The 24,421-nt window shown below is 69.0% G+C and carries 26 protein-coding genes; 20 read left to right on the top strand and 6 right to left on the bottom strand.

Features of this window, described 5'->3' with window-relative positions; all coding sequences use genetic code 11:
• The first annotated feature begins 69 nt into the window (after window positions 1-69).
• The 5 genes from C8N38_RS18875 (at window position 70) to C8N38_RS18855 (ending at window position 4,203) form a co-directional block, all read left to right on the top strand.
• Window positions 70-576: a DUF1269 domain-containing protein gene (locus C8N38_RS18875; protein ID WP_108028683.1), complete on the top strand. Its 507-nt coding sequence runs from the start codon at window positions 70-72 to the stop codon at window positions 574-576.
• A gap of 88 nt (window positions 577-664) precedes the next feature.
• Window positions 665-1,408, top strand: coding sequence for a monofunctional biosynthetic peptidoglycan transglycosylase (gene mtgA, locus C8N38_RS18870; RefSeq protein WP_108028705.1), 744 nt, complete (start codon window positions 665-667; stop codon window positions 1,406-1,408).
• A gap of 55 nt (window positions 1,409-1,463) precedes the next feature.
• Window positions 1,464-2,129 (top strand): FtsZ-binding protein FzlA, encoded by a 666-nt coding sequence (gene fzlA / locus C8N38_RS18865; protein ID WP_108028682.1) that lies wholly within the window; start codon window positions 1,464-1,466, stop codon window positions 2,127-2,129.
• Window positions 2,126-3,166, top strand: a complete 1,041-nt coding sequence (gene queG, locus C8N38_RS18860; protein WP_281258243.1) for a tRNA epoxyqueuosine(34) reductase QueG — start codon at window positions 2,126-2,128, stop codon at window positions 3,164-3,166. The genes fzlA and queG overlap by 4 nt, the downstream gene beginning before the upstream one ends.
• 110 nt (window positions 3,167-3,276) lie before the next feature.
• Entirely contained in the window at window positions 3,277-4,203 is a 927-nt protein-coding gene (locus C8N38_RS18855; RefSeq protein WP_108028681.1) for a DMT family transporter, read from the top strand.
• Between the two features lie 22 nt (window positions 4,204-4,225).
• Here C8N38_RS18855 and C8N38_RS18850 read toward each other — a convergent pair whose 3' ends face one another.
• A complete protein-coding gene (locus C8N38_RS18850) occupies window positions 4,226-5,092 on the bottom strand; it encodes a branched-chain amino acid aminotransferase (protein WP_108028680.1) in 867 nt (288 codons plus the stop codon).
• A 182-nt stretch (window positions 5,093-5,274) separates the two neighbouring features.
• On the opposite strand from C8N38_RS18850, the gene C8N38_RS18845 reads away from it, so the two are divergent.
• From C8N38_RS18845 to dxs, 6 genes are read left to right on the top strand one after another with little or no spacing between them, the layout of a single operon-like run.
• Window positions 5,275-5,790, top strand: coding sequence for a MarR family winged helix-turn-helix transcriptional regulator (locus tag C8N38_RS18845; protein ID WP_108028679.1), 516 nt, complete (start codon window positions 5,275-5,277; stop codon window positions 5,788-5,790).
• Complete coding sequence (locus C8N38_RS18840; RefSeq protein WP_108028703.1) at window positions 5,790-6,491, top strand: response regulator; 702 nt, start codon at window positions 5,790-5,792, stop codon at window positions 6,489-6,491. The genes C8N38_RS18845 and C8N38_RS18840 overlap by 1 nt, the downstream gene beginning before the upstream one ends.
• Window positions 6,492-6,545: 54 nt before the next feature.
• Entirely contained in the window at window positions 6,546-7,481 is a 936-nt protein-coding gene (locus C8N38_RS18835) for a histone deacetylase family protein (RefSeq protein WP_108028678.1), read from the top strand.
• Window positions 7,478-7,720 carry an exodeoxyribonuclease VII small subunit gene (locus C8N38_RS18830; RefSeq protein ID WP_108028677.1) on the top strand — a complete coding sequence of 81 codons (243 nt, stop codon included), beginning with the start codon at window positions 7,478-7,480 and terminating at the stop codon, window positions 7,718-7,720. Before C8N38_RS18835 ends, C8N38_RS18830 begins: the two co-directional genes overlap by 4 nt.
• Before the next feature lie 4 nt (window positions 7,721-7,724).
• Entirely contained in the window at window positions 7,725-8,594 is an 870-nt protein-coding gene (locus C8N38_RS18825) for a polyprenyl synthetase family protein (RefSeq protein ID WP_108028676.1), read from the top strand.
• 32 nt (window positions 8,595-8,626) lie between these two features.
• Window positions 8,627-10,558: a 1-deoxy-D-xylulose-5-phosphate synthase gene (gene dxs, locus C8N38_RS18820; RefSeq protein ID WP_108028675.1), complete on the top strand. Its 1,932-nt coding sequence runs from the start codon at window positions 8,627-8,629 to the stop codon at window positions 10,556-10,558.
• A 17-nt stretch (window positions 10,559-10,575) separates the two neighbouring features.
• On the opposite strand, the gene C8N38_RS18815 is transcribed toward dxs, so the two are convergent.
• Window positions 10,576-11,436, bottom strand: a complete 861-nt coding sequence (locus tag C8N38_RS18815) for an SDR family oxidoreductase (RefSeq protein ID WP_108028674.1) — start codon at window positions 11,434-11,436, stop codon at window positions 10,576-10,578.
• Between the two features lie 171 nt (window positions 11,437-11,607).
• On the opposite strand from C8N38_RS18815, the gene C8N38_RS18810 reads away from it, so the two are divergent.
• The 3 genes from C8N38_RS18810 to C8N38_RS18800 all read left to right on the top strand — a co-directional run bounded on the left by C8N38_RS18810 (window position 11,608) and on the right by C8N38_RS18800 (window position 14,733).
• The gene (locus C8N38_RS18810; protein WP_108028673.1) at window positions 11,608-13,086 is read left to right on the top strand and encodes an AMP nucleosidase; all 1,479 of its coding nucleotides are present in this window, start codon (window positions 11,608-11,610) and stop codon (window positions 13,084-13,086) included.
• 369 nt (window positions 13,087-13,455) lie between these two features.
• Window positions 13,456-13,743 (top strand): HU family DNA-binding protein, encoded by a 288-nt coding sequence (locus C8N38_RS18805; RefSeq protein WP_075783917.1) that lies wholly within the window; start codon window positions 13,456-13,458, stop codon window positions 13,741-13,743.
• An 87-nt stretch (window positions 13,744-13,830) separates the two neighbouring features.
• Entirely contained in the window at window positions 13,831-14,733 is a 903-nt protein-coding gene (locus tag C8N38_RS18800) for a DMT family transporter (RefSeq protein WP_108028672.1), read from the top strand.
• Window positions 14,734-14,742: 9 nt separating this feature from the next.
• On the opposite strand, the gene C8N38_RS18795 is transcribed toward C8N38_RS18800, so the two are convergent.
• Together C8N38_RS18795 and C8N38_RS18790 are read right to left on the bottom strand one after the other, a co-directional pair.
• A complete protein-coding gene (locus tag C8N38_RS18795; protein ID WP_108028671.1) occupies window positions 14,743-15,369 on the bottom strand; it encodes an enoyl-CoA hydratase/isomerase family protein in 627 nt (208 codons plus the stop codon).
• A complete protein-coding gene (locus C8N38_RS18790; protein WP_108028670.1) occupies window positions 15,366-16,130 on the bottom strand; it encodes an SDR family oxidoreductase in 765 nt (254 codons plus the stop codon). The genes C8N38_RS18795 and C8N38_RS18790 overlap by 4 nt, the downstream gene beginning before the upstream one ends.
• 133 nt (window positions 16,131-16,263) lie before the next feature.
• Here C8N38_RS18790 and C8N38_RS18785 point away from each other — a divergent pair, with 133 nt between their 5' ends.
• The 6 genes from C8N38_RS18785 (at window position 16,264) to lpxK (ending at window position 22,631) form a co-directional block, all read left to right on the top strand.
• On the top strand, window positions 16,264-17,766 hold the full coding sequence (locus tag C8N38_RS18785) for a DUF2125 domain-containing protein (protein WP_158272394.1): 1,503 nt from the start codon (window positions 16,264-16,266) through the stop codon (window positions 17,764-17,766).
• 106 nt (window positions 17,767-17,872) lie between these two features.
• A complete protein-coding gene (locus tag C8N38_RS18780) occupies window positions 17,873-19,219 on the top strand; it encodes a TldD/PmbA family protein (protein ID WP_108028668.1) in 1,347 nt (448 codons plus the stop codon).
• The gene (locus C8N38_RS18775) at window positions 19,206-19,979 is read left to right on the top strand and encodes an inositol monophosphatase family protein (protein ID WP_108028667.1); all 774 of its coding nucleotides are present in this window, start codon (window positions 19,206-19,208) and stop codon (window positions 19,977-19,979) included. Before C8N38_RS18780 ends, C8N38_RS18775 begins: the two co-directional genes overlap by 14 nt.
• 106 nt (window positions 19,980-20,085) lie before the next feature.
• A complete protein-coding gene (locus C8N38_RS18770) occupies window positions 20,086-20,331 on the top strand; it encodes a DUF4170 domain-containing protein (protein WP_108028666.1) in 246 nt (81 codons plus the stop codon).
• Between the two features lie 15 nt (window positions 20,332-20,346).
• On the top strand, window positions 20,347-21,633 hold the full coding sequence (locus C8N38_RS18765; protein WP_108028665.1) for a 3-deoxy-D-manno-octulosonic acid transferase: 1,287 nt from the start codon (window positions 20,347-20,349) through the stop codon (window positions 21,631-21,633).
• Window positions 21,633-22,631: a tetraacyldisaccharide 4'-kinase gene (lpxK, locus tag C8N38_RS18760; protein WP_108028664.1), complete on the top strand. Its 999-nt coding sequence runs from the start codon at window positions 21,633-21,635 to the stop codon at window positions 22,629-22,631. The genes C8N38_RS18765 and lpxK overlap by 1 nt, the downstream gene beginning before the upstream one ends.
• On the opposite strand, the gene C8N38_RS18755 is transcribed toward lpxK, so the two are convergent.
• Window positions 22,591-23,763, bottom strand: coding sequence for a CaiB/BaiF CoA transferase family protein (locus C8N38_RS18755; protein WP_108028663.1), 1,173 nt, complete (start codon window positions 23,761-23,763; stop codon window positions 22,591-22,593). The genes lpxK and C8N38_RS18755 overlap by 41 nt on opposite strands.
• Window positions 23,764-23,767: 4 nt before the next feature.
• Entirely contained in the window at window positions 23,768-24,409 is a 642-nt protein-coding gene (locus C8N38_RS18750) for a DsbA family protein (RefSeq protein ID WP_108028662.1), read from the bottom strand.
• Between the last annotated feature and the right edge of the window lie 12 nt (window positions 24,410-24,421).

Here is a 24,421-nt window from a genome sequence, read left to right as displayed (position 1 = left end):
CGACGGGTTTCTCGGCGGGCCTCGCGGCCCCACCTCCTTGCGTAATGGAAACTGCAAAAGGAGGTTGAAATGGCCGATCTGATTGCCGTGGCCTTCGACGATGAAAGCAAGGCCTTCGACATGCGGGGCGAACTGGTCCGGATGCAGAAGGACTATCTGCTCGACATGGAAGACGTGGTCGTCGTGACCCGCAACGACGAGGGCAAGGTCAAGCTGCACCAGGCGGTGAACCTGACCGCGGCGGGCGCCGTGGGCGGATCGTTCTGGGGACTTCTGATCGGGCTTCTGTTCCTCAACCCGCTCCTGGGGCTCGCGGTGGGCGCGGGTGCGGGCGCCATCGGCGGCGCGCTCAGCGACATCGGAATCGACGACGACTTCATGAAGGAGCTGGGCGAGAAACTGACCCCCGGCAGTTCGGCGCTGTTCGTTCTGGTGCGCAAGGCCACCGGCGACCGCGTGATCGAGCGGCTGCGCGAGGTCGATGCCGAGGGCCGCATCCTGCGCACCTCGCTGTCGAAGGAAGACGAGGCGACCCTGCGCGAGGTGCTCGAGCGGACCCGCGACAAGGTGGCCTGACCCGGGGGCTCTCGTCGCGGCGGCGCCCCGGCAAGACGGACCTTGCGGGGCGGTGGCCAAGCGACGCGCGCTCGGCTATCACGCGGGCATGGCAAAGGCGACGAAGAGCACCGGAAAGAAGACTGCGCGGCGCGCGCCGAAGGTTGCGGCCTCCCCCCTGCCGCTGGCCCGGCGCCTGCGCCGCACGGCCCGGCGCGGGGCCCTTGCGGGTCTCGCGCTCGTGGCCCTCGGGCTGGTCGCGCCCAGCCTGATCAACCCGCCGATCACCCCCACCATGATGTCCGAACGCATGCGTCTGGGCGAGATCGACCAGCAATGGGCGCGGATGCGCGACATCGCGCCGGTCATGCAGCGCGCGGCGGTGGCCGCCGAAGACGCGAATTTCTGCCTGCATTGGGGGTTCGACATGGGCGCGATCCGCGGCGCGCTTGAGGCCGGTGGCAGCTATGGCGCCTCGACCATCAGCCAGCAGACCGTCAAGAACGTCTATCTCTGGCAGGGCCGCAGCTGGCCGCGCAAGGCGCTCGAGGCGGTGCTGACGCCGCTGGTCGAACTGACCTGGTCCAAGCGGCGCATCCTCGAGGTCTATCTGAACGTGGCCGAGTTCGGCGAGGGCGTCTTTGGCATCGACGCCGCTGCCTGGCATTATTACGGCATCCCGCCCGCCAGGCTGACCTCGGGTCAGGCCGCGCGGCTGGCGGTTCTGTTGCCCAACCCGAAAGAGCGCGATCCCGCGCATCTGTCGCCGACGCTTCGGCGCCGGGCCGCGCAGGTCGAGGAGGGCGCCGCCACGATCCGGGCCGATGGCCGGTCGAAATGTTTCGAGAGTTGAAAATCGGGGGCCGAGGGGCCATGAAGGCCGTCAGGTCAACCGTCAGGACGTCCGAATGAACCGTCTCTACCACATGCCGTTGTCGCCCTTCTGCCGCAAGGTCCGCCTGGTGCTGGCCGAGAAACGGATCGAGGTCGAACTGGTGGAGGAACGCTACTGGGAGCGCGATGCCGATTTCATGCGGCGCAACCCGGCCGGAAAGGTGCCGGTCTTGCGGATGGACGGCCGCACCATGGCCGAAAGCCAGGCGATCTGCGAATTTCTCGACGAGGTCTATCCCGAGCCGAAACTGCTGCCCGGCGGCCCGGTCGAGCGCTGCGAGGCGCGGCGGCTGGTCTGTTGGTTCGACGACAAGTTCCACCACGAGGTGACCTCGAAGCTGCTGTATGAACGGGTGAACAAGAAGGTCACCAAGTCGGGCTATCCCGACAGCCGCAACGTCAAGGCGGGGGCCGCGGCGATCAAGTTTCACATCGACTACATGGGCTGGCTGCTGGACCAGCGCCGCTGGCTGGCGGGCGATGTCATGACGCTGGCCGATTTCGCTGCTGCGGCGCATCTGTCCTGCCTCGACTACATTTCGGATGTGGACTGGAACCGCAACGCGGCGGTCAAGGACTGGTACGCCAAGATCAAGTCGCGCCCCGCCTTCCGCAACATTCTGGCCGATCAGGTGCCGGGCTTCCCGCCGCCCAGGCACTACGCGAATCTCGACTTTTGAACGCGGCGCTGAAAGACCGCCTTGGCGCCCGGGCCCGCGACGAGGGGCTGGCCGCGATGGGGGTCTGCCGGCCTGATGCGATCCCCGAGGCGGCCGGGCGGCTGGCCGAATTCGTGGCCAGGGGCCGCCATGGCCAGATGGGCTGGATGGCCGAACGGATGGGCTGGCGCGGCGATCCGGCGGCGCTCTGGCCCGAGGCGCGGTCCGTGGTGATGGTCGCCGAACCCTATACCCAGACCCATGACCCGCTGGCCGCCCTGGACCGGCCCGACCGCGCGGCGATTTCGGTCTATGCCCAGAACCGCGACTATCACGACGTGCTGAAAAAGCGGCTGAAACGGCTCGGGCGCTGGCTGCTGGACGAGGCGCCGGGCCACCAGATCAAGGTCTTCGTCGATACCGCCCCGGTGATGGAAAAGCCGCTGGCCCAGGCGGCGGGGCTGGGCTGGCAGGGCAAGCATACCAACCTGCTGGGCCGCAGCCTTGGCAACTGGTTCTTCCTGGGCGCGATCTTCACCACGATCGAGCTGCCGCCCGACGAGCCCGAGACCCAGCATTGCGGCCAATGCACCGCCTGTCTTGACGCCTGCCCCACGGGGGCCTTTCCCGCGCCCTTCCAGCTTGATGCGCGGCGCTGCATTTCCTACCTGACGATCGAGCACAAGGGGCCGGTCGACCCGGCACTGCGGCCGCTTCTGGGCAACCGGATCTATGGCTGCGACGACTGCCTTGGCGTCTGTCCCTGGAACAAGTTCGCCGTCGCCGCGACCGAGGCGAAATACGCCGCGCGCCCCGATCTGGTCGAACCGCCGCTGGCGGACCTCGCGGCGCTTGACGACGCGGCCTTTCGCGACCGGTTTTCCGGCTCGCCGATCAAGCGGATCGGGCGCAACCGCTTCGTGCGGAACGTCTGCTATGCCATCGGCAATTCCGGCGATCCGGCTCTGGCGGCGGCAGTCCGGCGGTTGACGGACGACCCGGATGCCACGGTGGCCGAGGCCGCGCGCTGGGCGCTGGCCCGGCTGAAAGACGCCTGACCGGAGGCCGCGGGGCGGTCCGGTAAGTCCTTACATAAAAAGGCTTCTAAAAACCGTGCTTCGGGTCTATGGACAAAATGCCGCCCCCCCTCCGGACCCGAGCCAAGCCCATGAATCCTGCCCGCGCCATCGGCCTGAAACTGATTTCCGTCACGCTGTTCGTGGTGATGTCGGCGCTGATCAAGGCCGCGGCCGAACATGGAGTGCCGCCGGGCGAGACGGTGTTCTTTCGTTCGCTCTTCGCGCTGCCGGTGATCCTCGTCTGGCTGGGCGCGACCGGGCAGCTTGGCGCGGGGCTGCGCACCGGCGACCCGCTGGGGCATCTGTGGCGCGGGCTGGTGGGCGGCACCGCGATGGGGCTGAACTTCGCTGCGCTGGGCATCCTGCCGCTGCCCGAGGCCACCGCCATCGGCTTTGCCGCGCCGCTGCTTGTCGTGATCTTCGCGGCGATGTTCCTGGGCGAGAAGGTGCGGCTGTTCCGGCTGTCGGCGGTGGCGCTGGGGCTTGTCGGCGTGGTGGTCGTGCTCAGCCCGCGGCTGTCGACCTTCGCCGGCGACCAGATGGACGCGGCCGAGTCGCTTGGCGCCATCGTCGCGCTGGCCGGGGCAGCCGCCGCGGCGCTGGCTCAGGTCTTCGTGCGCAAGCTGGTGCAGACCGAACGGACCTCGGCCATCGTGTTCTGGTTCTCGGTGACCTCGACCGTGCTGTCGCTGTTCACGATCCCGCTGGGCTGGGTGGTCCCGTCTGTCTGGGATGCGGCGATGCTGGTGGCGGCGGGGCTGGTCGGCGGCGTGGCGCAGATCTGCCTGACCTCGGCCTACCGCTTTGCCGAGGCCGGGCTGGTGGCGCCCTTCGACTATGCCTCGATGTTGCTGGCGCTGGTCATCGGCTATTTCGTCTTCGCCGAGGCGCCGACGCCGGTGGTGCTGATCGGCGCCGGGCTGATCATCGCGGCCGGCGTCTTCATCATCTGGCGCGAACGCCAGCTTGGGCTGGAGAGGGGCCGCGCGCGCAAGGGGGTCACCCCCCAAGGCTGATGCGCGCGGCCCGGTTCGCGCCTCAGGCGCGGACGTGCTTTTCGTAGGTCTCGGCGATGTCGTGGGTCAGCGCGCCGACCTCGAAATTATAGTCGCCGATCTCGGCCACCGGGGTCACCTCGGCCGCGGTGCCGGTCAGCCAGCATTGTTCGAAGCCTTCCAGTTCCGAGGCCTCGATATGCCGCTCATGCACCTTGATCTGCTTGTCGCGCAGCAGCTCGATCACGGTCTGGCGGGTCAGACCGTTGAGGAAGCAGTCGGCCTTGGGCGTATGCACCTCGCCATCCTTGACGAAGAAGATGTTCGCGCCGGTCGCCTCGGCCACATAGCCGCGATAGTCGAACATCATCGCGTCGGTGCAGCCCTTGGCATGGGCGGCGTGCTTGGACATGGTGCAGATCATGTAAAGCCCCGAGGCCTTGGCCTGGCTCGGCACGGTTTCGGGGCTCGGGCGCTTCCATTTGGAAATGTCGAGCTTGGCGCCCTTCATCTTGGCCGCGCCGTAATAGGCGCCCCATTCCCAGACGGCGACCGCCATCCGGACCGGGTTCTGTTCCGAGGCCACCCCCATGTCCGGGCCCGACCCGCGCCACGCCAGCGGACGCACATAGCAGTCGGTCATCCCGTTCGCCTTCATCACCTCGGCCTTGGCGTCCTCGATCTGGTCGACCGTGTAGGGGATCTCGAAGTCGAGCATGTTGGCCGACCGTTTCAGACGTTCGGAATGCTCGCGCGACTTGAAGATCTTTCCGCCATAGGCCCGCTCGCCTTCGAATACCGCCGAGGCGTAATGCAGGGCATGGGTGAGGATGTGCACATTGGCGTCGCGCCACGGCACCAGTTTCCCATCCATCCAGATAACGCCGTCGCGGTCGTCGTAGCCAGTCATGGCCTTTGTCCTTTTCTTTTCCCCTCTGGGGTTACGATTTGCGAAAATTGCGCAGTTTAAGTCCATTTCGGACATAATCTTGCGTAAAATTCACCGCTCGCTATCAGTTGAGTCTTGGAAAGTCAACAAGGCTGACATAAGATTGCTGAAAATTCGATCACGATGCGAAGAGGGAGGGAGCCATGGCCCAAGTCGCACCAGCGGTTGCGCAGAAGAGCGGCGAAAGCCTGCTGTTCCTGACGGACGAGCAGCTTCGCAAGGGAATCGAGGCGATGTTCTTCGCCTATCGCGGCTTCACCGCCGATCCCGACCGGATTCTCGAGGAAAAGGGCTATGGGCGGGCCCATCACCGGGCGATCCACTTCATCCACCGGGCGCCCGGCACCACGGTCAACAACCTGCTGTCGATCCTGGGCGTGACCAAGCAGTCGCTGAACCGGGTGCTGCGTTCGCTGATCGAGGACGGGCTGGTCGAAAGCCGGGTCGGCCATCGCGACAAGCGCGAGCGCCATCTGTATCTGACCGAGGCCGGGCTGGAGCTGGAACATCAGCTGTCCGACGCCCAGCGGGCGCGGATGCGCGACGCCTATCGCGCCGCGGGCCCCGCCGCCGTCGCCGGGTTCCGGCAGGTGCTCGAGGCGATGATGGACCCCGAGATGCGCCGGCATTTCCACCGGATCACCGAGCGCGGGGCATGATGGCAGAGGCCGACATTCACCTGCTGATCGTCGATGACGACGAGCGGATCCGCGAGCTGTTGCGCAAGTTCCTGATGCGCAACGGCTTCTGGGTCAGCATCGCGCGCGATGCCGATCACGCGCGCAAGCTGCTGCAGGGGCTCGACTTCGATCTGATCGTGCTGGACGTGATGATGCCGGGCGAGGATGGCATCGCGCTGACCCGGGCCCTGCGCCAGCGGATCGCGACGCCGATCCTGCTGTTGACCGCGCGGGGCGAGACCTCGGACCGGATCCGGGGGCTCGAGGCCGGGGCCGACGACTACCTGCCGAAGCCCTTCGAGCCGAAGGAGCTGCTTTTGAGGATCAACGCGATCCTGCGCCGGGTGCCGCAGATCCGCTCCGAGATCGACCTGCCCAAGATCCTGCATCTGGGGCCGGTGCGCTACGATGTCGGGCGCGGCGAGCTTTGGCAGGGCGACGAAAGGGTGCGCCTGACCGCGACCGAGGCCCAGCTGATGCGGATCTTCTCGGCCAATCCCGGCGAGGCGGTCAGCCGCTCGCGTCTGGTCGAGGAACTGGCGCGCGACGGCGGGCAGGCGCAGGAACGCGCGGTCGATGTGCAGATCACCCGGCTCAGGCGCAAGATCGAAAGCGACCCGAAACAGCCCCGCTATCTGCAGACGGTGCGGGGCGAAGGCTACATGCTGGCGCCGGACTGACCCGGCGGTCATTCGGGCTTGCCCCGTCGCGGATCGCCCGCGTAGCCTCGTTTCATGACCACGGCCCTGCTGACCCATTCCGACTCTCTGGACCATGTCACCCCGCCCGGCCATGCCGAGCGCGTGGACCGGCTGCGCGCCGTGGCCGAGGCGCTGACCACCGAAGGCTTCGCCGGTCTCTTGCGCGAGGACGCCCCGCTGGCCGACGAGGCCGAATTGCTGCGCGCCCATCCGCAGGGCTATGTCGACAAGATCAAGGCAGCGGCCCCGGCCGAGGGCACGGTGGCGCTCGATGCCGATACCCACATGTCGCCGGGGTCGTTCCGGGCGGCGCTGCGGGCGGTGGGCGGCGCGCTGCGGGCGGTCGACATGGTGATGGCGGGCGAGGCCGCCAATGCCTTCGTCGCGGTGCGCCCGCCCGGCCATCACGCCGAAACTGCCCGCGCCATGGGCTTTTGCCTTTTCTCGACCGTCGCCATCGCCGCCCGCTATGCGCTGGACCGGCACGGGCTGTCGCGTGTCGCGGTGGTCGATTTCGACGTGCATCACGGCAACGGAACCCAGGACGTGCTGTGGGACGATCCGCGCGTGCTGTTCGTCTCGACTCATCAGATGCCGCTTTACCCGGGCACCGGCGCGGCCATCGAGACCGGTGCCGCGGACAACATCCTGAACCTGCCGCTGCCGCCGATGAGCGACGGCCGCCGGTTCCGGGCCGAGTTCGAGGCCCATGCGCTGCCCCGGCTCGACGCCTTCGCGCCCGAGCTGGTGCTGGTCTCGGCCGGATTCGACGCCCATGCCGCCGACCCGCTGGCGCAGCTGGCCTGGGGCGTGCCCGATTTCGCCTGGATCACCCGGCGTCTCTGCGACATCGCGGAGGCCCATTCGGGCGGTCGGCTGGTCTCGACACTGGAGGGCGGATATGATCTTGAAGCCCTGGCGGCCTCTGTGGCGGCCCATGTGGCGGTGCTGATGGAGCGGGGGGCATGACGGAAAAGCCGGTCGGGGAAATGACCTTCGAAGAGGCGATGCGGGCTTTGGAAGAGGCCGTGGCCGCCCTTGAACGCGGCGACGTGCCCCTTGAGGACTCGATCGCGCTGTCCGAACAGGCGATGAAGCTGCGCAAGCACTGCGAAACCAAGCTCCGGGATGCCGAGGCCAAGATCGAGGCGATGACGCTTGACGCCTCGGGCAATCCCACCGGGACGAAACCGGCCGAAGGTCTTTGACACCATGTTCCAGTCCAGTCTGACATCCGCCGCCGCGCGGATCGAGGCGCGTTTGAGCGCGGCCCTTGAGGGCGCCGCGGACCAGCCCGTGACCCATGCGATGCGCTATGCCGTTTCGGGCGGCAAGCGGCTGCGCGGCTTTCTGGTGATCGAGTCGGCGGGTCTTTACGGCATCGCGCCCGAGTCGGCCGTCGATGCCGCCGCCGCGGTCGAGGCGCTGCATGCCTACAGTCTTGTGCATGACGACATGCCCTGCATGGACAATGACGACCTGCGCCGGGGCCAGCCCACGGTGCATGTCAAATGGGACGACGGCACCGCGCTTCTGACCGGCGACGCGCTGCAGACGCTGGCTTTCGATCTGCTGGCCGCGCCGTCCTGCCATGCCGACCCTGCGGTCCGGATCGACCTGGTGGCCTCGCTGGCCAAGGCCTCGGGCATCGATGGCATGGTGCTGGGCCAGGCCCAGGACATCGCAGCCGAAACCGCCGGGCGGCCGCTGAGCCTTGAGGAAATCACCGAGCTTCAGGCCAACAAGACCGGCGCGCTGATCCGCTGGTCGGCCGAGGCGGGCGCGCGTCTGGCCCGCGCCGACATCGCGCCGCTGACCGCCTATTCGACCGCGCTGGGGCTCGCCTTCCAGATCGCCGATGACATTCTCGATGTCGAGGGCGATGCCGCCAAGACCGGCAAGCGGGTCCACAAGGACGCCGATGCGGGCAAGGCGACCTTCGTGTCGCTGCTGGGGCTCGACGGCGCCAAGGCCCGCGCGAAGGCTCTGGTCGAAGAGGCCGAGGACGCCTTGTCGCCCTTCGGAGAGGGGGCGGAAACCTTGAAGCAGGCGGCGCGCTTCGTTATCGCTCGGGAGTCATGAACGCGTAACCGCGCCCCAGGAGGGCTGTCCCAGTGAGCAACCGGCCGATCACTCCGCTTCTCGACAAGGTCTGCTGTCCGGCCGATCTGAAGGGCCTGTCCGACGACCAGCTGAAGCAGGTCGCCCACGAATTGCGGCAAGAGGTGGTTTCGGCCGTGTCCGAAACCGGCGGGCATCTGGGCGCGGGTCTGGGCGTGGTCGAGCTGACCGTCGCGCTGCACGCGGTCTTCGACACGCCCCGCGACAAGCTGATCTGGGATGTCAGCCACCAGTGCTATCCGCACAAGATCCTCACCGGGCGCCGTGATCGCATCCGCACGCTGCGGCAGGAAGGCGGGCTGTCGGGCTTCTGCAAGCGGTCGGAAAGCGAATACGACGCCTTCGGCGCGGGGCACAGTTCGACCTCGATCTCGGCGGCGCTGGGCTATGCCGTCGCCCGCGATCTGGGCACCGCGCCCGAGGCGGGCGTGGGCGATGCCATCGCGGTGATCGGCGACGGGTCGCTTTCGGCCGGCATGGCCTACGAGGCGCTGAACCACGCGGGCCATCTGGGCAAGCGGCTGATCGTGATCCTGAACGACAATGAGATGTCGATCGCGCCGCCGGTGGGCGCCATGTCGCGCTATCTGAACCGGCTTTACGCGGGCGCGCCCTTCCAGGAATTCAAGTCCATCGCCAAGGGCGCCATCCGTCACTTGCCCGAGCCCTTCCAGGAAGGCGCCAAGCGCGCCAAGGATCTGGTCAAGCAGGTCACCGTCGGCGGCACCCTCTTCGAGGAGCTGGGCTTTTCCTATGTCGGCCCCGTCGATGGCCACGATCTCGACCAGCTTCTGGCGATCCTGCGCACCGTCAAGACCCGCGCCACCGGGCCGATGCTGATCCATGCCATCACCAAGAAGGGCAAGGGCTATGCGCCCGCCGAAACTGCGCCCGATTGCGGCCATGGTGTCTCGAAATTCGATGTCGCGACCGGGGTCCAGAAGAAGGCCCCCGCCAATGCGCCAAGCTATACCAAGGTCTTCGCCGAGGCGCTGATCCGCGAGGCCCGCGCCGACCGCAAGGTGGTGGCCGTCACCGCGGCGATGCCCGACGGCACCGGTCTGAACCTCTTTGCCGAGCGCTTCCCCGAACGCATCTTCGATGTCGGCATCGCCGAACAGCATGCCGTCACCTTCTCGGCCGGGCTGGCGGCGGGCGGACAGAAACCCTTCTGCGCGATCTATTCGACCTTCCTGCAGCGCGGCTATGACCAGATCGTCCATGACGTGGCGATCCAGCGGCTGCCGGTGCGTTTTGCCATCGACCGTGCGGGTCTGGTCGGCGCCGATGGCGCGACCCATGCGGGCGCCTTCGATACCTCCTTCCTGGCGAACCTGCCGGGCATGGTGGTGATGGCCGCCGCCGACGAGGCCGAGCTGGTGCATATGGTCGCGACCGCCGTCGCCCATGACGAGGGCCCCATCGCCTTCCGCTATCCGCGCGGCGAGGGTGTCGGCGTCGAGCTGCCCGAAAAGGGCGTGCCGCTGGAAATCGGCAAGGGCCGGATCATCCAGGAGGGCAAGCGCGTGGCGCTCCTGAGCTTCGGGACCCGGCTGAAGGAAGTCCGCGAGGCCGCGCAGGCGCTGTCCGCCGAAGGGATCGAGCCGACCATCGCCGATGCCCGTTTCGCCAAGCCGCTGGATGAGGACCTGATCCTGGGGCTGGCCCGCGAGCATGAGGCGCTGATCACCATCGAGGAGGGCGCCATCGGCGGCTTCGGCAGTCATGTCGCCCAGCTTCTGGCCGAGAGGGGCGTCTTCGACCACGGGCTCCGGTTCCGGTCGATGGTGCTGCCCGACACCTTTATCGACCATGCCAGCGCCGAGGCGATGTATGCCGAGGCCCGGCTGAACGCGGCCGATATCGAGGCCAAGGTGCGCGACGTGCTTTCGGGGGCCACGGCACAGGCGGCGCGCCGGGCCTGACCGGCCGCGCCCCGGCGTCACCTTATCGTCGCGGCGCGTTCCGTTTCCAGCAGCGCGGCCAGCCCGGCCCGGTAGTCGGGGTGGCGCAGATGGACCCCGAGCCCGGTCTTGATCCGGTCGTTCCGCACCCGCTTTGATTCGGCATAGAAGCTGCGGGCCATCGGGCTCAGATCGGCCTCTTCGAAGGGAATGGCGGGCGGCACCGGCAGGCCCAGCATCTCGGCCGCGAAGGCGATCACGTCTTCGGGTGGCGCCGGTTCGTCATCGGCCAGATTGTAGACAGACCCCGGATCGGGCGCGGCCATCGAGGCGGCCAGAACCTGGGCGATATCCGCGACATGAATGCGCGAGAACACCTGGCCTTCCTTGACGATACGCTGGGCGCGGCCCTCGCGCACCCGGTCGAGCGGCGAACGCCCCGGCCCGTAGATGCCCGCCAGCCGGAAGATGTGCAGCGGCAGGCCCAGTTCGGCCCAGCCCGCCTCGGCCGCGACCCGGGCCGCGCCGCGCGATGTGGCCGGCGTCAGCGGTGTCGTCTCGTCGACCCAGCCGCCGGCATGATCGCCATAGACCCCGGTGGTCGACAGATAGCCGACCCAGCGCAGATGGCGTGCCTCGCGCAGGGTCTCGCCAAGTGCTGTCAGCACCGGATCGCCCGAGGCCCCGGGCGGTACCGAGGTCAGCAGGTGGGTCGCCTCGGCCAGATCGGGGCCAAGATCCTCGCCCGGCCAGACCCGGGCCTCGATGCCCGTCCGGCGCAGCGCCTCGGCGCCTTCGGGGCTACGGCTGGTACCGATCACGCGCCAGCCCGGTCCGAGGCTCTGCGCAAGTTCGCGGGCGGAATATCCATGCCCGATGGAAAGAAGCGTCTCTGTCATGTCCCATAGATCGGGCCGGGGGCGGCGTCTGGCAAGGGGGCTGTCGGCCCGCTCCGTTTGCGGACCGGGCTCGGGCCCGAGGGACCGGCCGGGCAGGGCTTGCGCCCCGGGCGCGAAGCGTGACACTTGATCCGACCCCGTCCCCCGACCCAGCCGACCGGAGACCCGCCCATGCCGGACTACAGCGACCCGCCCCTCTCAAGCCCCGACCTGCCCGCACCCGAGGCCTTCACCGATGCCGCCGCCGCGGTCGAGCGTCTGGTCGCGCTTTACGAGGCCTCGACAGGTTTCCTGAGGGCGCGCTTTGCCGAGGTCCTGTCCGGTGAGGCCCCCCATGCGCGGTTTCGCGCGGTCTATCCCGAAATCCGCGTGTCCACCGTCAGCTATGCCCAGGTCGACAGCCGCTTGTCGTTCGGGCATGTCGCCGAGCCCGGCACCTATGCCACCACCGTCACCCGGCCCGATCTTTTCGCCAACTACCTGCGCCAGCAGATCGGGCTTTTGCTGGAAAACCACGGCCAGCCGGTGGTGATCGGCCCCTCGGCCACGCCGATCCCGATTCATTTCGCGATGGGCAGCGCCGGGGTCACGGTCCCGCAGGACGGCGCGCTGGAGGTGCCGCTGCGCGATCTATTCGACGTGCCGGACCTGACCACCACCAATGACGACATCGTCAACGGCACGCTGGCCCAGCCCGACAGCGTCGCGCGTCCGCTGGCGCCCTTCACCGCGCAGCGGGTGGATTACTCGCTGGCCCGGCTCGAGCATTACACCGCGACCGCGCCCGAGCATTTCCAGAACCACGTTCTGTTCACCAACTACCAGTTCTATGTCGAGGAATTCGAGGCGCTGGCCCGGCAGGCGCTTGCCGATCCGGCCAGCGGCTATACCGCGCTCGTCGGTCCCGGCAATACCGAGATCACGGCCCCCGACGCGCCGCTGCCGGTGCCCGCCAAGCTGCCGCAGATGCCGTCCTATCACCTGAAACGCGCCGACGGGCAGGGGATCACGCTGGTCAATATCGGCGTCGGCCCCTCGAACGCGAAGACCGCGACAGACCATATCGCGGTGCTGCGTCCGCATGCCTGGCTGATGGTGGGCCATTGCGCGGGCCTGCGCAATTCGCAGCGTCTGGGCGATTTCGTGCTGGCCCATGGCTATCTGCGCGAGGATCATGTGCTGGACAACGACCTGCCGCTCTGGGTGCCGATCCCGGCCCTGGCCGAGATCCAGGTCGCGCTGGAAGATGCGGTCGAGGAAATCACCCGGCTGGAAGGCTACGAGCTGAAGCGGATCATGCGCACCGGCACCGTCGCGACCATCGACAACCGCAACTGGGAACTGTCCGACCAGACCGGCCCGGTGCAGCGGCTGTCGCAATCCCGCGCCATCGCGCTCGACATGGAAAGCGCGACCATCGCCGCCAACGGCTTTCGCTTCCGGGTGCCCTACGGCACGCTGCTTTGCGTGTCGGACCGGCCCCTGCATGGCGAGCTGAAGCTGCCCGGCATGGCCTCGGCCTTCTACAAGACCCAGGTCGCGCGGCATCTGGCGATCGGGGTCCGGGCGATGGAGCTTCTGCGCGACATGCCGCTCGAGCGCATCCACAGCCGGAAACTGCGCAGCTTCGAGGAAACCGCGTTTCTCTGATCCGGGCGGCGCGCGGCCCTGCGATCCGGGGTGACGCTGCGTCAATCCAGTCGTGGCGCGGGGCGGGATGCGGTCGTATTCAGGGGAAATCGCCGGGGTCCGGCCCCTTGGCTGCGCAATGCCGGGCGGGCGGCCGTGGCGCCGGCCGCTGCGATGCCCGCCGCTTTGGCCCCTTTCCGGTGGCTCGCGACGCGGAAAAGCGCCGCCGCGATGCGCTTCGACTTGCGCATCCCCGCCGATGCGGGGAAAACGGTCGCAGAGCGCTATGAAATACGGCTGTGCCCCCCACAAATGGTTGTGTGGGACCGCAATAGCGAGTTAAATGCGCCCGATTAGCCCCAATAGAGGGCAGGAACGAGGAGACCATACATGGCCAAACCCATGACCAAGACCCAGCTGGTTGCGGCCCTCGCCGAGGAGATGGAGGCCGACAAGAAAACCGCCTCTGCCGCCCTCGATGCGATGACGGCAATCATCACCCGCGAGGTGGCGGCTGGCGGCTCGGTGACCCTGCCCGGAGTGGGCAAGATCTACTGCCGCGAACGCCCCGAACGCATGGTGCGCAACCCGGCCACCGGCGAGCAGTTCAAGAAGGACTCCGACAAGGTGGTGAAAGTCACCATCGCCAAGGCCCTGAAGGACAGCGTGAACGGCTGACCCGCCGTACGGCTTCACGGCCGAAGGGATCGAGGGTCGCCCCGTGGGGCGGCCCTTTTGTTTGGGGGGGACATCCCGGGAGGGGGAATGGACATCCGCGCACTGGCGATGGGACTGGCCTTCGCCTTCATCTGGGCTTCGGCCTTCAGTTCGGGGCGGATCATCGTCGGGGCGGCGCCGCCGCTGACGGCGCTGTGCCTGCGCTTTCTGGTCTCGGGACTGATCGGCATTGGCATCGCGCTGGCGCTGGGGCAAAGCTGGCGGCTGACCCGGCCGCAATGGCGGGGCACGCTGGTCTTCGGGCTCAGCCAGAACGCGCTGTATCTGGGGCTCAACTACGTTGCCATGCAGACGCTCGAGGCCTCGATGGCGGCGATCGTCGCCTCGACCATGCCGCTGCTGGTGGCGCTGTTCGGCTGGATGGCGCTGGGCCAGAGGCTGCGGCCGCTCGGGGCGCTGGGCCTTGCGGTGGGCTTTGCGGGCGTCGCCGTCATCATGGGCAGCCGGATCTCGGGCGGGGTCGACCCGCTGGGGCTGGGGCTGACCCTGGCCGCGGTGCTGGCCCTGACCGTGGCCACACTGGCCGTACGTACGGCCGCGTCGGGCGGTAATCTGCTGATGATCGTGGGGCTGCAGATGCTGGTGGGCGCGGCGGCGCTGGCGCTGGCCGCGGTCCTGACCGGCGAGCGCTGGGAGATCGACTGGAGCTGGCCGCTGATCCTGGCGTTTGCCTACACGGTGGTGTTCCCGAGCCTCGTGGCCACCTGGGTCTGGTTCTTGCTGGTGCGCCGGGTGGGCGCGGTCCGCGCGGCGACCTTCCATTTCCTCAGCCCGTTCTTCGGCGTCGGCATCGCGGCGTTTCTGCTGGGCGAACGGCTGGGCCCTGCCGATATCGCCGGGGTGGCCATCGTGATGGCCGGGATCCTGGCGGTGCAGCTGTCGAAACAGGGACCGGCGGTGGCCCCGGCCAAAGGCCGGGACGGGTCCTGACCGCCGGACCTAGCCCCGCCGCCCGCCGCAAAGCGCCTTGATCGCGGCGCGATGCTCGGCCCGGGCGGCCAGAGCGTCGGCTGTCAGCTCGGTCACCGCGGTCATCAGCTCCTCGCGCGGGACCAGCCGGTCGACCAGACCGAAGGCCAGCGCCTCGTCGGCCGACAGCTTCGCGCCGCCCATCAGCACCAGCTTGGCCCGGGCCGGACCGATCAGCGCCGTCAACCGCCCCGGGTCCGAGGGCTGGGGCAGGAAGCCAAGCTTCATCACCGGATAGAAGAACTTCGCCTCGGGCACCGCGATCCGGAAATCGCAGGCCAGCGCCATGCCGAAGGCGCCCCCCGCCAGCGTGCCGTTCAGCGCCGCGACGGTCAGCGCGTCGAGCCCGGCAATGGCGGCCGAGACCCGTTCCCAGACCCCGTCGGTCGCGAGCCCCGCCCGCGCCTCGTCAAGATCGGCGCCGGCCGAGAACACCTTGCCCTCGCCGGTCAGCACCAGGACGGACACGCCTTCGGCCTGGGCCTCGAGCGCGATTTCCTCAAGCCGGGCCAGCATGTCGCGGGTCAGCGAGTTGGCCTTTTCGGGCCGGGTAAGGGTCACGGTCCACAGACCGCCCTCGCGCCGGAGCCCGATCATGTCGGCAGCCCCACGCGGCGCCGGATCGCGCGTTCGCGCAGCGACACCTGCTGGCCCAGGAACTCGTCGGCATCCGGGCCGCACATCCAGATCAGCGCCTGCGCGGGCCAGGCCGGCGGAATGTGTTCGGACCAGTCGAGCCGGCTGACCGGGTTGACCCCGCTGTCGCGGATGGTCTTCTGCATGTCGGTCGCCACCGTGCCGGGCGACAGCGCCAGCGCGCGCACCCCCTGGCCGCGGCCCTCGTGATCGGCGCATTTGGTCAGCATCGCGACCGCCGCCTTCGAGGTGCAATAGGCGCTCCAGCCCTCCTGCGGACTGGTCGCGGCGCCCGATCCGATGCTGAGGATGGTGCCGCCGCCCATCGCCGCCATCACCGGCAGCGCGGCGCGGATCCCGTGGAAGACGCCCTTGACGTTGATGTCGATGGCCTTCGACCAGTCCTCGGGATCGACCGCGTCGAGCCGCCCGATGGGCTCGATCACGGCGGCATTGTTCACCAGGACGTCGATCCTCCCGAAAGCTTGAACGGTCGCGCGCACCGCGTCGGCGACCTGTCCGAATTCGGCCACGTCGCAGCCGATGGCGATGGCGCGCGGGCCGGTTTCGGCGATTTCCTGCGCAATGGTGGCGATGGCCTGCTCGCTGCGCGCGGCCAGCGCCACATGCGCCCCGGCCTCGGCAAAGGCCCGGGCGGCGGCGGCCCCGATCCCCCGGCTTGCCCCGGTGATCAGGACGCTCTTGCCTGTCATGTCGGTCATGGTGCCCTCCCTCGACGGTCTGCGACCCCAAGATCTATCCCGCCCGGCCGCGGCGCGCCAGCACAACGTGCCGTTGACTTGCCCCGAGCCAGCACCGATGTTTGCGCCAAATCCTCAGGATGAAAGGTTTGCCATGACGTCCCTGAAAACGGCCTCTGCCCTGGCCATCGCCGCCGCATTCGGCCTGGCCCTGCCCGCGTCGGCCGATGTGACCGCCGATCAGGTCTGGACGGCCTGGAAGGCCATCGCCCAGGGCTCGGGTCAAAGCATGACCGGCCGCGAAAGCCGCAGCGGCACCACGCTGACGGTCGAGGACCTGCAGGTCGCAAGCAAAGACGGGCAGGGCGGGTCGGTTCGGGTGGGGCTGGGTCAGGTCGCCTTCGCCGAACGCGGCGATGGCAGCGTCGAGATCCGGATGCCCGAGACCCATCCGCTGACGGTCGAGATCCGCAATGCCGAAGGCGAGGTGACCGGGCTCGATTTCACCGTGCGCCAGCCCGGTTTCGAAATGGTGGCCAGCGGCACGCCCGAGGCGCTGAAACAGGACGTCACCGCGCCCGAGGTGACGCTGACGCTGGACCGTGTCAGCGGGACCAAGCCGGTCGATGTCGAGGCCCGGATGACGGTGTCCGGCATGTCAGGTCACTATGCCCAGAGCCAGGGCGAGATGCGGAGCTTCGAAAGCGGCTTCGAGGCCGACCGGGTCAAGCTTGATTTTGCCGCGACCGATCCCGACGACGGGACTCATGTGAGCCTTGTCGGCAGCGTCCATGACGTCGCCTCGAGCTCGGACAGCCGGATGCCGGTCGGAGGCGATCCGACCCAGCTTGCCCAGATGCTGCGGGCCGGCTTCACCTCGCAGGGCGAACTGACCCATGGCGCCATGGGCTACACGCTCGATGTGACCGAGACGGACGATCCGACCCATGTCGAGGTCTCGGCCAATTCCGGCCGGATCGGCTTCGATCTGGGCGGCACGGGCATGACCTATGACCTCACCGGCAAGGACACCCGCGTCGCCCTGTCGACGCCGAAACTGCCGATGCCGCAGGTCGAGTTGCAGATGGCCGAGACCGGCGCGCATTTCGAGATGCCGCTGATGCAGACCGAGACCCCGGCCGATTTCGGGCTGGGGCTGCGGCTTGCCGGCGTGACGGTCAGCAAGGAGGTCTGGGCGCTGTTCGATCCGACCGGCCAGCTGCCGCGCGATCCGGCGACGCTGATCGTCGATCTGGCGGGCAAGGCGCGCTGGCTGGCCGATCTGACCGACCCGGCGATCGCGTCCAGCGACGACGTCCCGGCCGAGCTGCATGCGCTGAACGTCAAGGATCTGCGGCTGCAGGTCGCTGGCGCCGACCTGACCGGATCGGGCGATTTCACCTTCGACAACGCCGACAAGGTGACCTTCAGCGGCATCGCGCGGCCCGAGGGCACGCTGTCGCTCCGGCTGGCGGGCGGTAACGGGCTGATGGACAAGCTGGTCGCGATGGGGCTCATCCCGCAGGATCAGGCGATGGGCCTGCGCATGATGATGGGCATGTTCGCGCGGCCCGGCGACGGCCCCGACACGATGGTCTCGGAGATCACCGTCAACGGACAGGGCCAGGTCCTGGCGAACGGCCAGCGGTTGCGCTGAGCCGGCCGGCGCCCCCCGTCTGACAGCCTTCCGACCTGCCCGCGCCGTCTTGCGCGGGCAGGTCGTCCCCATTAGCAGACCCCAAGATCCACGATCCGGAGGCCCCATGTCCGATCCCATCCCGTCGCTGACCGAGGCCCTGCTCGATGCCGCCCGCAAGGCCGGTGCCGAGGCCGCCGATGCGCTGGTGACCGAGGGCACCTCGCTGTCGATCGACGTGCGCGACGGACGGCTGGAACAGGCGGAACGCTCGGAAGGGATCGAACTGGGGCTCAGGGTGCTGATCGGACGGCGGCAGGCTTGCGTCTCGTCCTCGGACAGCCGCCCGGAAACCCTGGCCGAGATGGCCGCCCGCGCCGTGGCGATGGCGCGCGAGGCCCCCGAGGACGCGACCGTGGGGCTTGCCGACCCGGCCCAGCTGGCGGCGCGGCGCGATGCCGAGGCGCTCGATCTGGCCGATCCGTCCCCCGAACCCGACCCGGCGGCGCTGGAAGACGACGCCCGCCGGGCCGAGGCCGCGGCCCGTGCCGTGCCGGGCGTGGCCCAGGTGCAGTCGGCCAGCGCCGGTTACGGTCACCGCCGGATGCTGATGGCGGCCAGCAACGGCTTTGTCGGCGGCTATGCCCGCACCAGCCGCTCGGTCTCCTGCGTCGCGATCAGCGGCGTGGGCAGCGGGATGGAGCGCGACTGGCATTCCGAGATGCGGACCTTTCAGGCCGAACTGCCCGCGCCCGACGACATCGGCCGGATCGCGGGCGAACGCGCCGCGGCGCTGGCGGGCGCGCGGCGGCCCCGGACCGGTGCCTATCCGGTGCTGTTCGACGAACGCATCTCGGCCTCGCTGATCGGGCACCTCTTGTCGGCGATCAATGGCGGCGCCATCGTGCGCGGCGGGTCCTGGGCGCGCGAGCTGCTGGGCCGCGAGGTGTTGCCGACCGCCCTGTCGCTGATCGAGGACCCGCACCGGCCGCGGATCGCCGGGTCGCGCCCGTTCGACGCCGAGGGTCTGCCGACGGCGCGCCGCGCGCTGGTCGAGAACGGCGTGCTGACCGGCTGGGTGCTGGACCTCGGGTCGGCCCGCAAGCTGGGGTTGGAGAGCACCGGCAATGCGGTGCGATCGGTCTCGGCGCCGCCCTCTCCGGCGGCGGGCAACGTGACCCTGACCCCGGGCGAGGTCGGTCGCGAGGCGCTGATCGCCGAGATGGGCACCGGGCTTCTGGTGACCTCGCTGATTGGCAGCACGATCAACCCGACCACGGGCGATTATTCGCGCGGTGCCTCGGGCTTCTGGGTCGAGAACGGCCAGATCGCCTATCCGGTCAACGAATGCACCATCGCCGGAAAGCTGCCCGAGATGCTGCGCCGCCTGCGGCCCGCGAACGACGCCCGGGATCACCTGTCGCGCCGCGTCCCCAGCCTTCTGGTCGAGGGGATGACGCTTGCCGGCGCTTGATCTCGCGCTGCTGACCACGGCAGCCCTCGAGGCCGGACAGATTGCCCGCCGCTACTGGCGCACCTCCCCCGAAACCTGGGAAAAGCCGGGCCATCAGGGCCCGGTCTCGGAAGCCGACATCGCCATCGACCGTCGCCTCCGGCAGATGCTGACCGCGGCCCGGCCGGGCTATGGCTGGCTGTCGGAAGAGACCGAGGACGACCCGGCCCGGCTTGGGGCCGAACGGGTCTTCATCGTCGACCCGATCGACGGCACCCGCGCCTTTCTGGAGGGCGATCGCAGCTTTTCCCACGCGCTCGCGGTGGCCGAGGCCGGTCGGGTGGTCGCGGCGGTGGTTTTCCTGCCCATGCGCGACAAGCTTTACTCGGCGATCCGGGGTGGCGGCGCCTATCTCAACGGCGCCTCGATCCGCCCCAGCGCGCGGACCGCGCTTGACGGCGCCTCGGTGCTGGCCACGCGCCCGGCGTTCGATCCCGAGCATTGGGCCGGGCCGGTGCCGCATGTCCATCGCGCCCTGCGCGCCTCGCTGGCCTACCGGCTGTGCCTGGTGGCCGAGGGGCGCTACGACGCGATGCTGACGATCCGCGACAGCTGGCACTGGGACACCGCGGCCGGCAGCCTGATCCTGACCGAGGCCGGGGCCGCCGTCACCGATCTTGGCGGTTGCCCGCTGATCTACAACACCGCGCCGCCGCTGTCGCGCGGGATCGTCGCCGCGCCGCCCGCGCTGCATGCCGAGATCCTGTCGCGGCTGGCCTGACCGGGGCGGCCCGTGCCGGGTCTGCGGCCGGCGATGTGGCCTTCCGCCGCGCCCGGGCTTGGTCTAGGGTGCGCGCGGACGGAAGGGAACAATCCGGAGGCTCAAGATGACCCAGCGCCTGCACCTCGTCTTCGGCGGGGAACTCGTCGATCCGACGCATACCGTATTCAAGAACGTCAACGACATTCATATCGTCGGGATGTATCCGAACTACGAGTCCGCCTACAACGCCTGGAAGGCCGAGGCGCACCGGACCGTGGACAATGCCCATATGCGCTACTTCATCGCCCATATTCACCGCCTGCGCGACGAGGAGGTCGAAGCCGGCCCGACCGAAGAGCTGGGCGCCTGATCCAGACCCGAACCGATGACGGCGACCGCGCCCGAGATCATGCCCATGGATGGCCCCGACCCCGGCCCGGAAAGGGCGCTGACCCCCGACCCGGGACCGGAGCCCGGATCGGGCGCAACGACCGCAAGGCAGGGCGCGGCCGGGGCGGACCCCGGGACCGACGCCGCGGGGCCGCTTCTGTGGCTGCACAACCCGCCGCCCGACGAACAGGCCGCGGCGGTGGAACTGATCCGCGAACTGGCGCGTGAAAAGCCCGCGCTGAGGGTGCTGGTGACCGGCATCGACGCGCCGCCCACCTGGGTGGAAACGGTGCGCGGCCTGCCGCAGACCATCACCGCCGTCGCTCCCGCCGACGGGCACCGGGCCGTGACGGCCTTTCTCGATCTGTGGCGGCCCGATCTCGCCGTCTTCTATCCCGATCACCTGCCCTCGACGCTGATCTCGCTGACCCATGCCCGGGGCACCGCGCTTTTCCTGATCACGCGCGATCTGCCGCGCGCCTGGCACAGCCGCTGGCGGGTCGGGATCGGCGGCACCCGGCGCCTGTTGCGCCGCTTCGACCGGATCTTTGCCCAGAGTCCCGGCACCGCCGGAGAACTGCGCGCGCTGGGCCTGCCGCGCTGGCAGATCAGCCCCTGCGGGCCGCTGTCCGAAGGCAGCGCGGTTCTGGGCTGCAGCGAGGCCGAACGCGACGTGCTGGCCGGGCTGATGGGCGGGCGTCCGGCCTGGCTTGCGGCCGGCGTTCCCTTCGCCGAGGAACCGGTGGTGATCGCCGCACATGCCGGGGCCACGCGCTTTGCGCATCGCCTGCTGATGATCCTGACCCCCGAGGACCCGGCGCGCGGCCCGGCGTTGGCCGCCGATCTGCGCGAGGATGGCTGGGACGTGGCGCTGAGGTCCGACGACGAGGAACCCTCGGCCGAAACCCAGATCTATGTTGCCGATACGGAGGGCGAGCTGGGGCTCTGGCTCCGGCTGGCACCGGTGACCTTTCTGGGCGGAACGCTCGGGGCGAATACCGGACCCGATCCCTACCGGGCGGCGGCGTTGGGCTCGGCGATCCTGCACGGCCCGGCAACCGGGGCCCATCCCGACCACTACCGGCGGCTGTCGAACGCGCTGGCGACCCGCACGGTGCAGGACGCAAGATCGATGGCCGAGGTCCTGGTCGATGTGCTGGCGCCCGACCGTGCCGCCGCCATGGCCCGCGCCGCCTGGGAGGTTTCGACCCAGGGCACGATGGCAACCGAGCGCGTCGTGCGGCGGATGATCGAGGCGCTCGACATGGCCGAGGCGGTCTGATGCAGGCCCCGGCCTTCTGGTACGCCTCCCCCGACCGGCCCGGCCTTGCCGCCCGCGCGCTGGGCCCGCTGGGGCGGCTTTATGCCCGGGCCACGGCCCGGCGGCTGGCCAAGGGACCGCGCGCGCGGGTGGGCGTGCCGGTGATCTGCGTCGGCAACATCAATGCGGGCGGCACCGGCAAGACGCCCACGGTGATCGCGCTGGCGATGCGGCTGATCGCGCGCGGGGTCGCGGTGCATGTGGTCAGCCGGGGTCATGGCGGTGGGCTGACCGGGCCGGTCCGGGTCGAGGAACGGACCCATGACGCCGCCGATGTCGGCGACGAGCCGTTGCTGATCGCGGCCTTCGCGCCGGTCTGGGTGGCCCGCGACCGGGCCGAGGGCGCGCGGGCGGCGGTCGCGGCCGGGGCCGAGGCGATCCTGCTCGATGACGGGTTCCAGAACCCCGCGCTGGCCCCCGATCTGTCGCTGGTGGTGGTCGATGCCGCCAAGGGCTTCGGCAATGGCCGTACCATCCCGGCCGGGCCGCTGCGCGAGCCGGTCGCGGCCGGGATGCGCCGGGCCGATCTGCTTTTGTCGATCGGCACCGGGACCGCGCAACGCCAGTTCACCGACACCTGGGGCCGCGAGATCCATGTGCCGCGCCTCGCGGGAGCGCTGCATGCCTTGCCAACGGGCATGGACTGGCAGGGGCTACGCGCGCTGGCCTTTGCCGGGATCGGCCATCCCGAGAAGTTCTTCGCGACGCTCAGAGGCCTCGGCGCCGATCTGTTGCGGGCCGAGGCGCTGGACGATCACCAGCCGCTGACCTCCGCGCTGATGACCCGGCTCGAGACCGAGGCGAAGCTGTTGGGCGCGCAGCTTGTGACCACAGAGAAGGATGCGGTGCGGCTGCCCGCGAGCTTTCGTCAGAAGGTGCTGACCCTGCCGGTGCGGCTGGAGCTGGAGGACTGGGGCGCTATCGACGCGGCGTTCGACCGGCTGAAGCTGGGGCGCTGAGCGCCGCCCTGATCTCGGCGCCGTCCTGATCGAGCCGGGGGGCGGGCCGGTCCAGCGTCAACTCGGCCTCGGAAAACCGGATCGGGGTACGCACGCCCGGCAGGCCGTCATTCTCGACCACCAGACCGCGATGGCGGATCTGCGGATCGGCAAAGACCTCGTCCATGCGGTTGATCGGCCCGGCGGGCACGCCCCGGGCCTCGCAGGCGGCCAGCAGATCGGCCTTGGTCCGCACCCGTGTCGCCTGTGTCAGGGCAGCGGTCAGCGCTTCGCGATGGGCGACCCGGTCGGCATTGCTGGCGAAACGCGGGTCTTCGGCCAGTTCGGGCAGGCCCAGAAGGCCGCAGAGCCTGCCGAATTGTGCGTCATTGCCCACCGCGACGATGGCATGGCCGTCGGCGCAGTTGAAGACCTGATAGGGGGCGAGATTGGGATGGGCATTGCCCATCCGGCCGGGCGGGGTGCCGGTAGTCAGGTAGTTCATCGCCTGATTGGCGGTGATCGCCGTCGCCACGTCGAACAGCGCCATGTCGACCTGCTGACCCCGGCCGGTTTCGGCCCGCTGATGCACGGCCGCAAGGATCGCGGTCGCGGCATAGATGCCGGTGAAGACATCGGCGACCGCGACGCCGACCCGTTGCGGCTGGCCGTCGACTTCGCCGGTGATCGACATCAGCCCCGACATCCCCTGGATGATGTAGTCATAGCCCGCGCGATGGGCATAGGGCCCGTCCTGCCCGAAACCGGTGATCGAGCAATAGATCAGCCGCGGATTGACCGCCGACAGCCCGGCATAGTCGAGCCCGTATTTGGCAAGGCCCCCGACCTTGAAATTCTCGATGACGATATCGGCTTCGGCCACCAGTGCGCGGACCAGCGCCTGGCCCTCGGGGGTGCGGAAATCGGCCGTCACCGAGCGCTTGCCGCGGTTGCAGGCGTGGAAATAGGCGGCCTCGTGGGCGCCATCCTCGCGGGTGACGAAGGGCGGGCCCCAGCGGCGGGTGTCGTCGCCCTCGGGGGCCTCGACCTTGATCACCTCGGCGCCGAGATCGGCCAGGATCTGGCCCGCCCAGGGGCCGGCCAGAATCCGCGCCAGTTCGACGACCTTCAGACCGGACAGGGGCGCAGGCATAGGCTCAGCCGGCCAGCTTCTCGTCGAGGATCTTCTTGAGATCGCGATAGCTCATGTTCTTGTAAAGCTGCCCGTCGATCACCAGCGAGGGCGTGCCGGTGACACCGGCCGCATCGACCGTCTTGTCCGAGGTCTCGCTGAGCGCCTTGGCCAGCGCGGCATCGCTGAGGCACTGGTTCATCGCATCCTCGCTCAGCCCCGCGGTCTGGCCGATCCGGCGCAGGTTTTCCGAAGTCTTCTGCGGGTCCTTCGGGTCGATCCAGTCCTTCTGCTTTTCGTACAGCATCGAGACGATGCCAAAGAACCGCATCTCGCCGCCGCAGCGCGCCAGAAGACCGGCCCAGACCGCGTAGGGGTCCCAGTAGACCTCGTGATAGGTGAAATGGACCTTGCCGGTGTCGATGTAATCGGCCTTCAGGCGCTTGAAGACGTCCTCATGGAAATGCGCGCAGTGGCCGCAGGTGAAAGAGGCGAACTCCTCCAGCTCGATCGGCGCGTTCGGGTCGCCCATGGTGAAGGGGGTCACATCGGGCGTCTCCTCGGCCCAGGCGGCAGAGGACAGCAGTGGCGCCGAGGCCGGGGCAACGCCCAGACCCAGAGTGGTCAGCGCGGCCAGCCCGAAGGACAGCGTCAGTTTGCGGATCATCGAAGCGGTCTC

It is taken from the genome of Rhodovulum kholense (genome assembly GCF_003053725.1).
Classification (GTDB): domain Bacteria; phylum Pseudomonadota; class Alphaproteobacteria; order Rhodobacterales; family Rhodobacteraceae; genus Rhodovulum; species Rhodovulum kholense.
The sequence above is the reverse complement of the archived record's forward strand: the minus strand, read 5'-3'. Positions and strand labels throughout refer to the sequence as shown.

Coding starts and splice junctions, on each gene's coding strand:
- C8N38_RS18875 (WP_108028683.1), top strand. CDS start 70: ATGGCCGATCTGATTGCCGTGGCCTTCGACGATGAAAGCAAGGCCTTC.
- mtgA (WP_108028705.1), top strand. CDS start 665: ATGGCAAAGGCGACGAAGAGCACCGGAAAGAAGACTGCGCGGCGCGCG.
- fzlA (WP_108028682.1), top strand. CDS start 1,464: ATGAACCGTCTCTACCACATGCCGTTGTCGCCCTTCTGCCGCAAGGTC.
- C8N38_RS18855 (WP_108028681.1), top strand. CDS start 3,277: ATGAATCCTGCCCGCGCCATCGGCCTGAAACTGATTTCCGTCACGCTG.
- C8N38_RS18850 (WP_108028680.1), bottom strand. CDS start 5,092: ATGACTGGCTACGACGACCGCGACGGCGTTATCTGGATGGATGGGAAA.
- C8N38_RS18845 (WP_108028679.1), top strand. CDS start 5,275: ATGGCCCAAGTCGCACCAGCGGTTGCGCAGAAGAGCGGCGAAAGCCTG.
- C8N38_RS18840 (WP_108028703.1), top strand. CDS start 5,790: ATGGCAGAGGCCGACATTCACCTGCTGATCGTCGATGACGACGAGCGG.
- C8N38_RS18835 (WP_108028678.1), top strand. CDS start 6,546: ATGACCACGGCCCTGCTGACCCATTCCGACTCTCTGGACCATGTCACC.
- C8N38_RS18830 (WP_108028677.1), top strand. CDS start 7,478: ATGACGGAAAAGCCGGTCGGGGAAATGACCTTCGAAGAGGCGATGCGG.
- C8N38_RS18825 (WP_108028676.1), top strand. CDS start 7,725: ATGTTCCAGTCCAGTCTGACATCCGCCGCCGCGCGGATCGAGGCGCGT.
- C8N38_RS18815 (WP_108028674.1), bottom strand. CDS start 11,436: ATGACAGAGACGCTTCTTTCCATCGGGCATGGATATTCCGCCCGCGAA.
- C8N38_RS18810 (WP_108028673.1), top strand. CDS start 11,608: ATGCCGGACTACAGCGACCCGCCCCTCTCAAGCCCCGACCTGCCCGCA.
- C8N38_RS18805 (WP_075783917.1), top strand. CDS start 13,456: ATGGCCAAACCCATGACCAAGACCCAGCTGGTTGCGGCCCTCGCCGAG.
- C8N38_RS18800 (WP_108028672.1), top strand. CDS start 13,831: ATGGACATCCGCGCACTGGCGATGGGACTGGCCTTCGCCTTCATCTGG.
- C8N38_RS18795 (WP_108028671.1), bottom strand. CDS start 15,369: ATGATCGGGCTCCGGCGCGAGGGCGGTCTGTGGACCGTGACCCTTACC.
- C8N38_RS18790 (WP_108028670.1), bottom strand. CDS start 16,130: ATGACCGACATGACAGGCAAGAGCGTCCTGATCACCGGGGCAAGCCGG.
- C8N38_RS18785 (WP_158272394.1), top strand. CDS start 16,264: ATGACGTCCCTGAAAACGGCCTCTGCCCTGGCCATCGCCGCCGCATTC.
- C8N38_RS18780 (WP_108028668.1), top strand. CDS start 17,873: ATGTCCGATCCCATCCCGTCGCTGACCGAGGCCCTGCTCGATGCCGCC.
- C8N38_RS18770 (WP_108028666.1), top strand. CDS start 20,086: ATGACCCAGCGCCTGCACCTCGTCTTCGGCGGGGAACTCGTCGATCCG.
- C8N38_RS18765 (WP_108028665.1), top strand. CDS start 20,347: ATGACGGCGACCGCGCCCGAGATCATGCCCATGGATGGCCCCGACCCC.
- lpxK (WP_108028664.1), top strand. CDS start 21,633: ATGCAGGCCCCGGCCTTCTGGTACGCCTCCCCCGACCGGCCCGGCCTT.
- C8N38_RS18755 (WP_108028663.1), bottom strand. CDS start 23,763: ATGCCTGCGCCCCTGTCCGGTCTGAAGGTCGTCGAACTGGCGCGGATT.
- C8N38_RS18750 (WP_108028662.1), bottom strand. CDS start 24,409: ATGATCCGCAAACTGACGCTGTCCTTCGGGCTGGCCGCGCTGACCACT.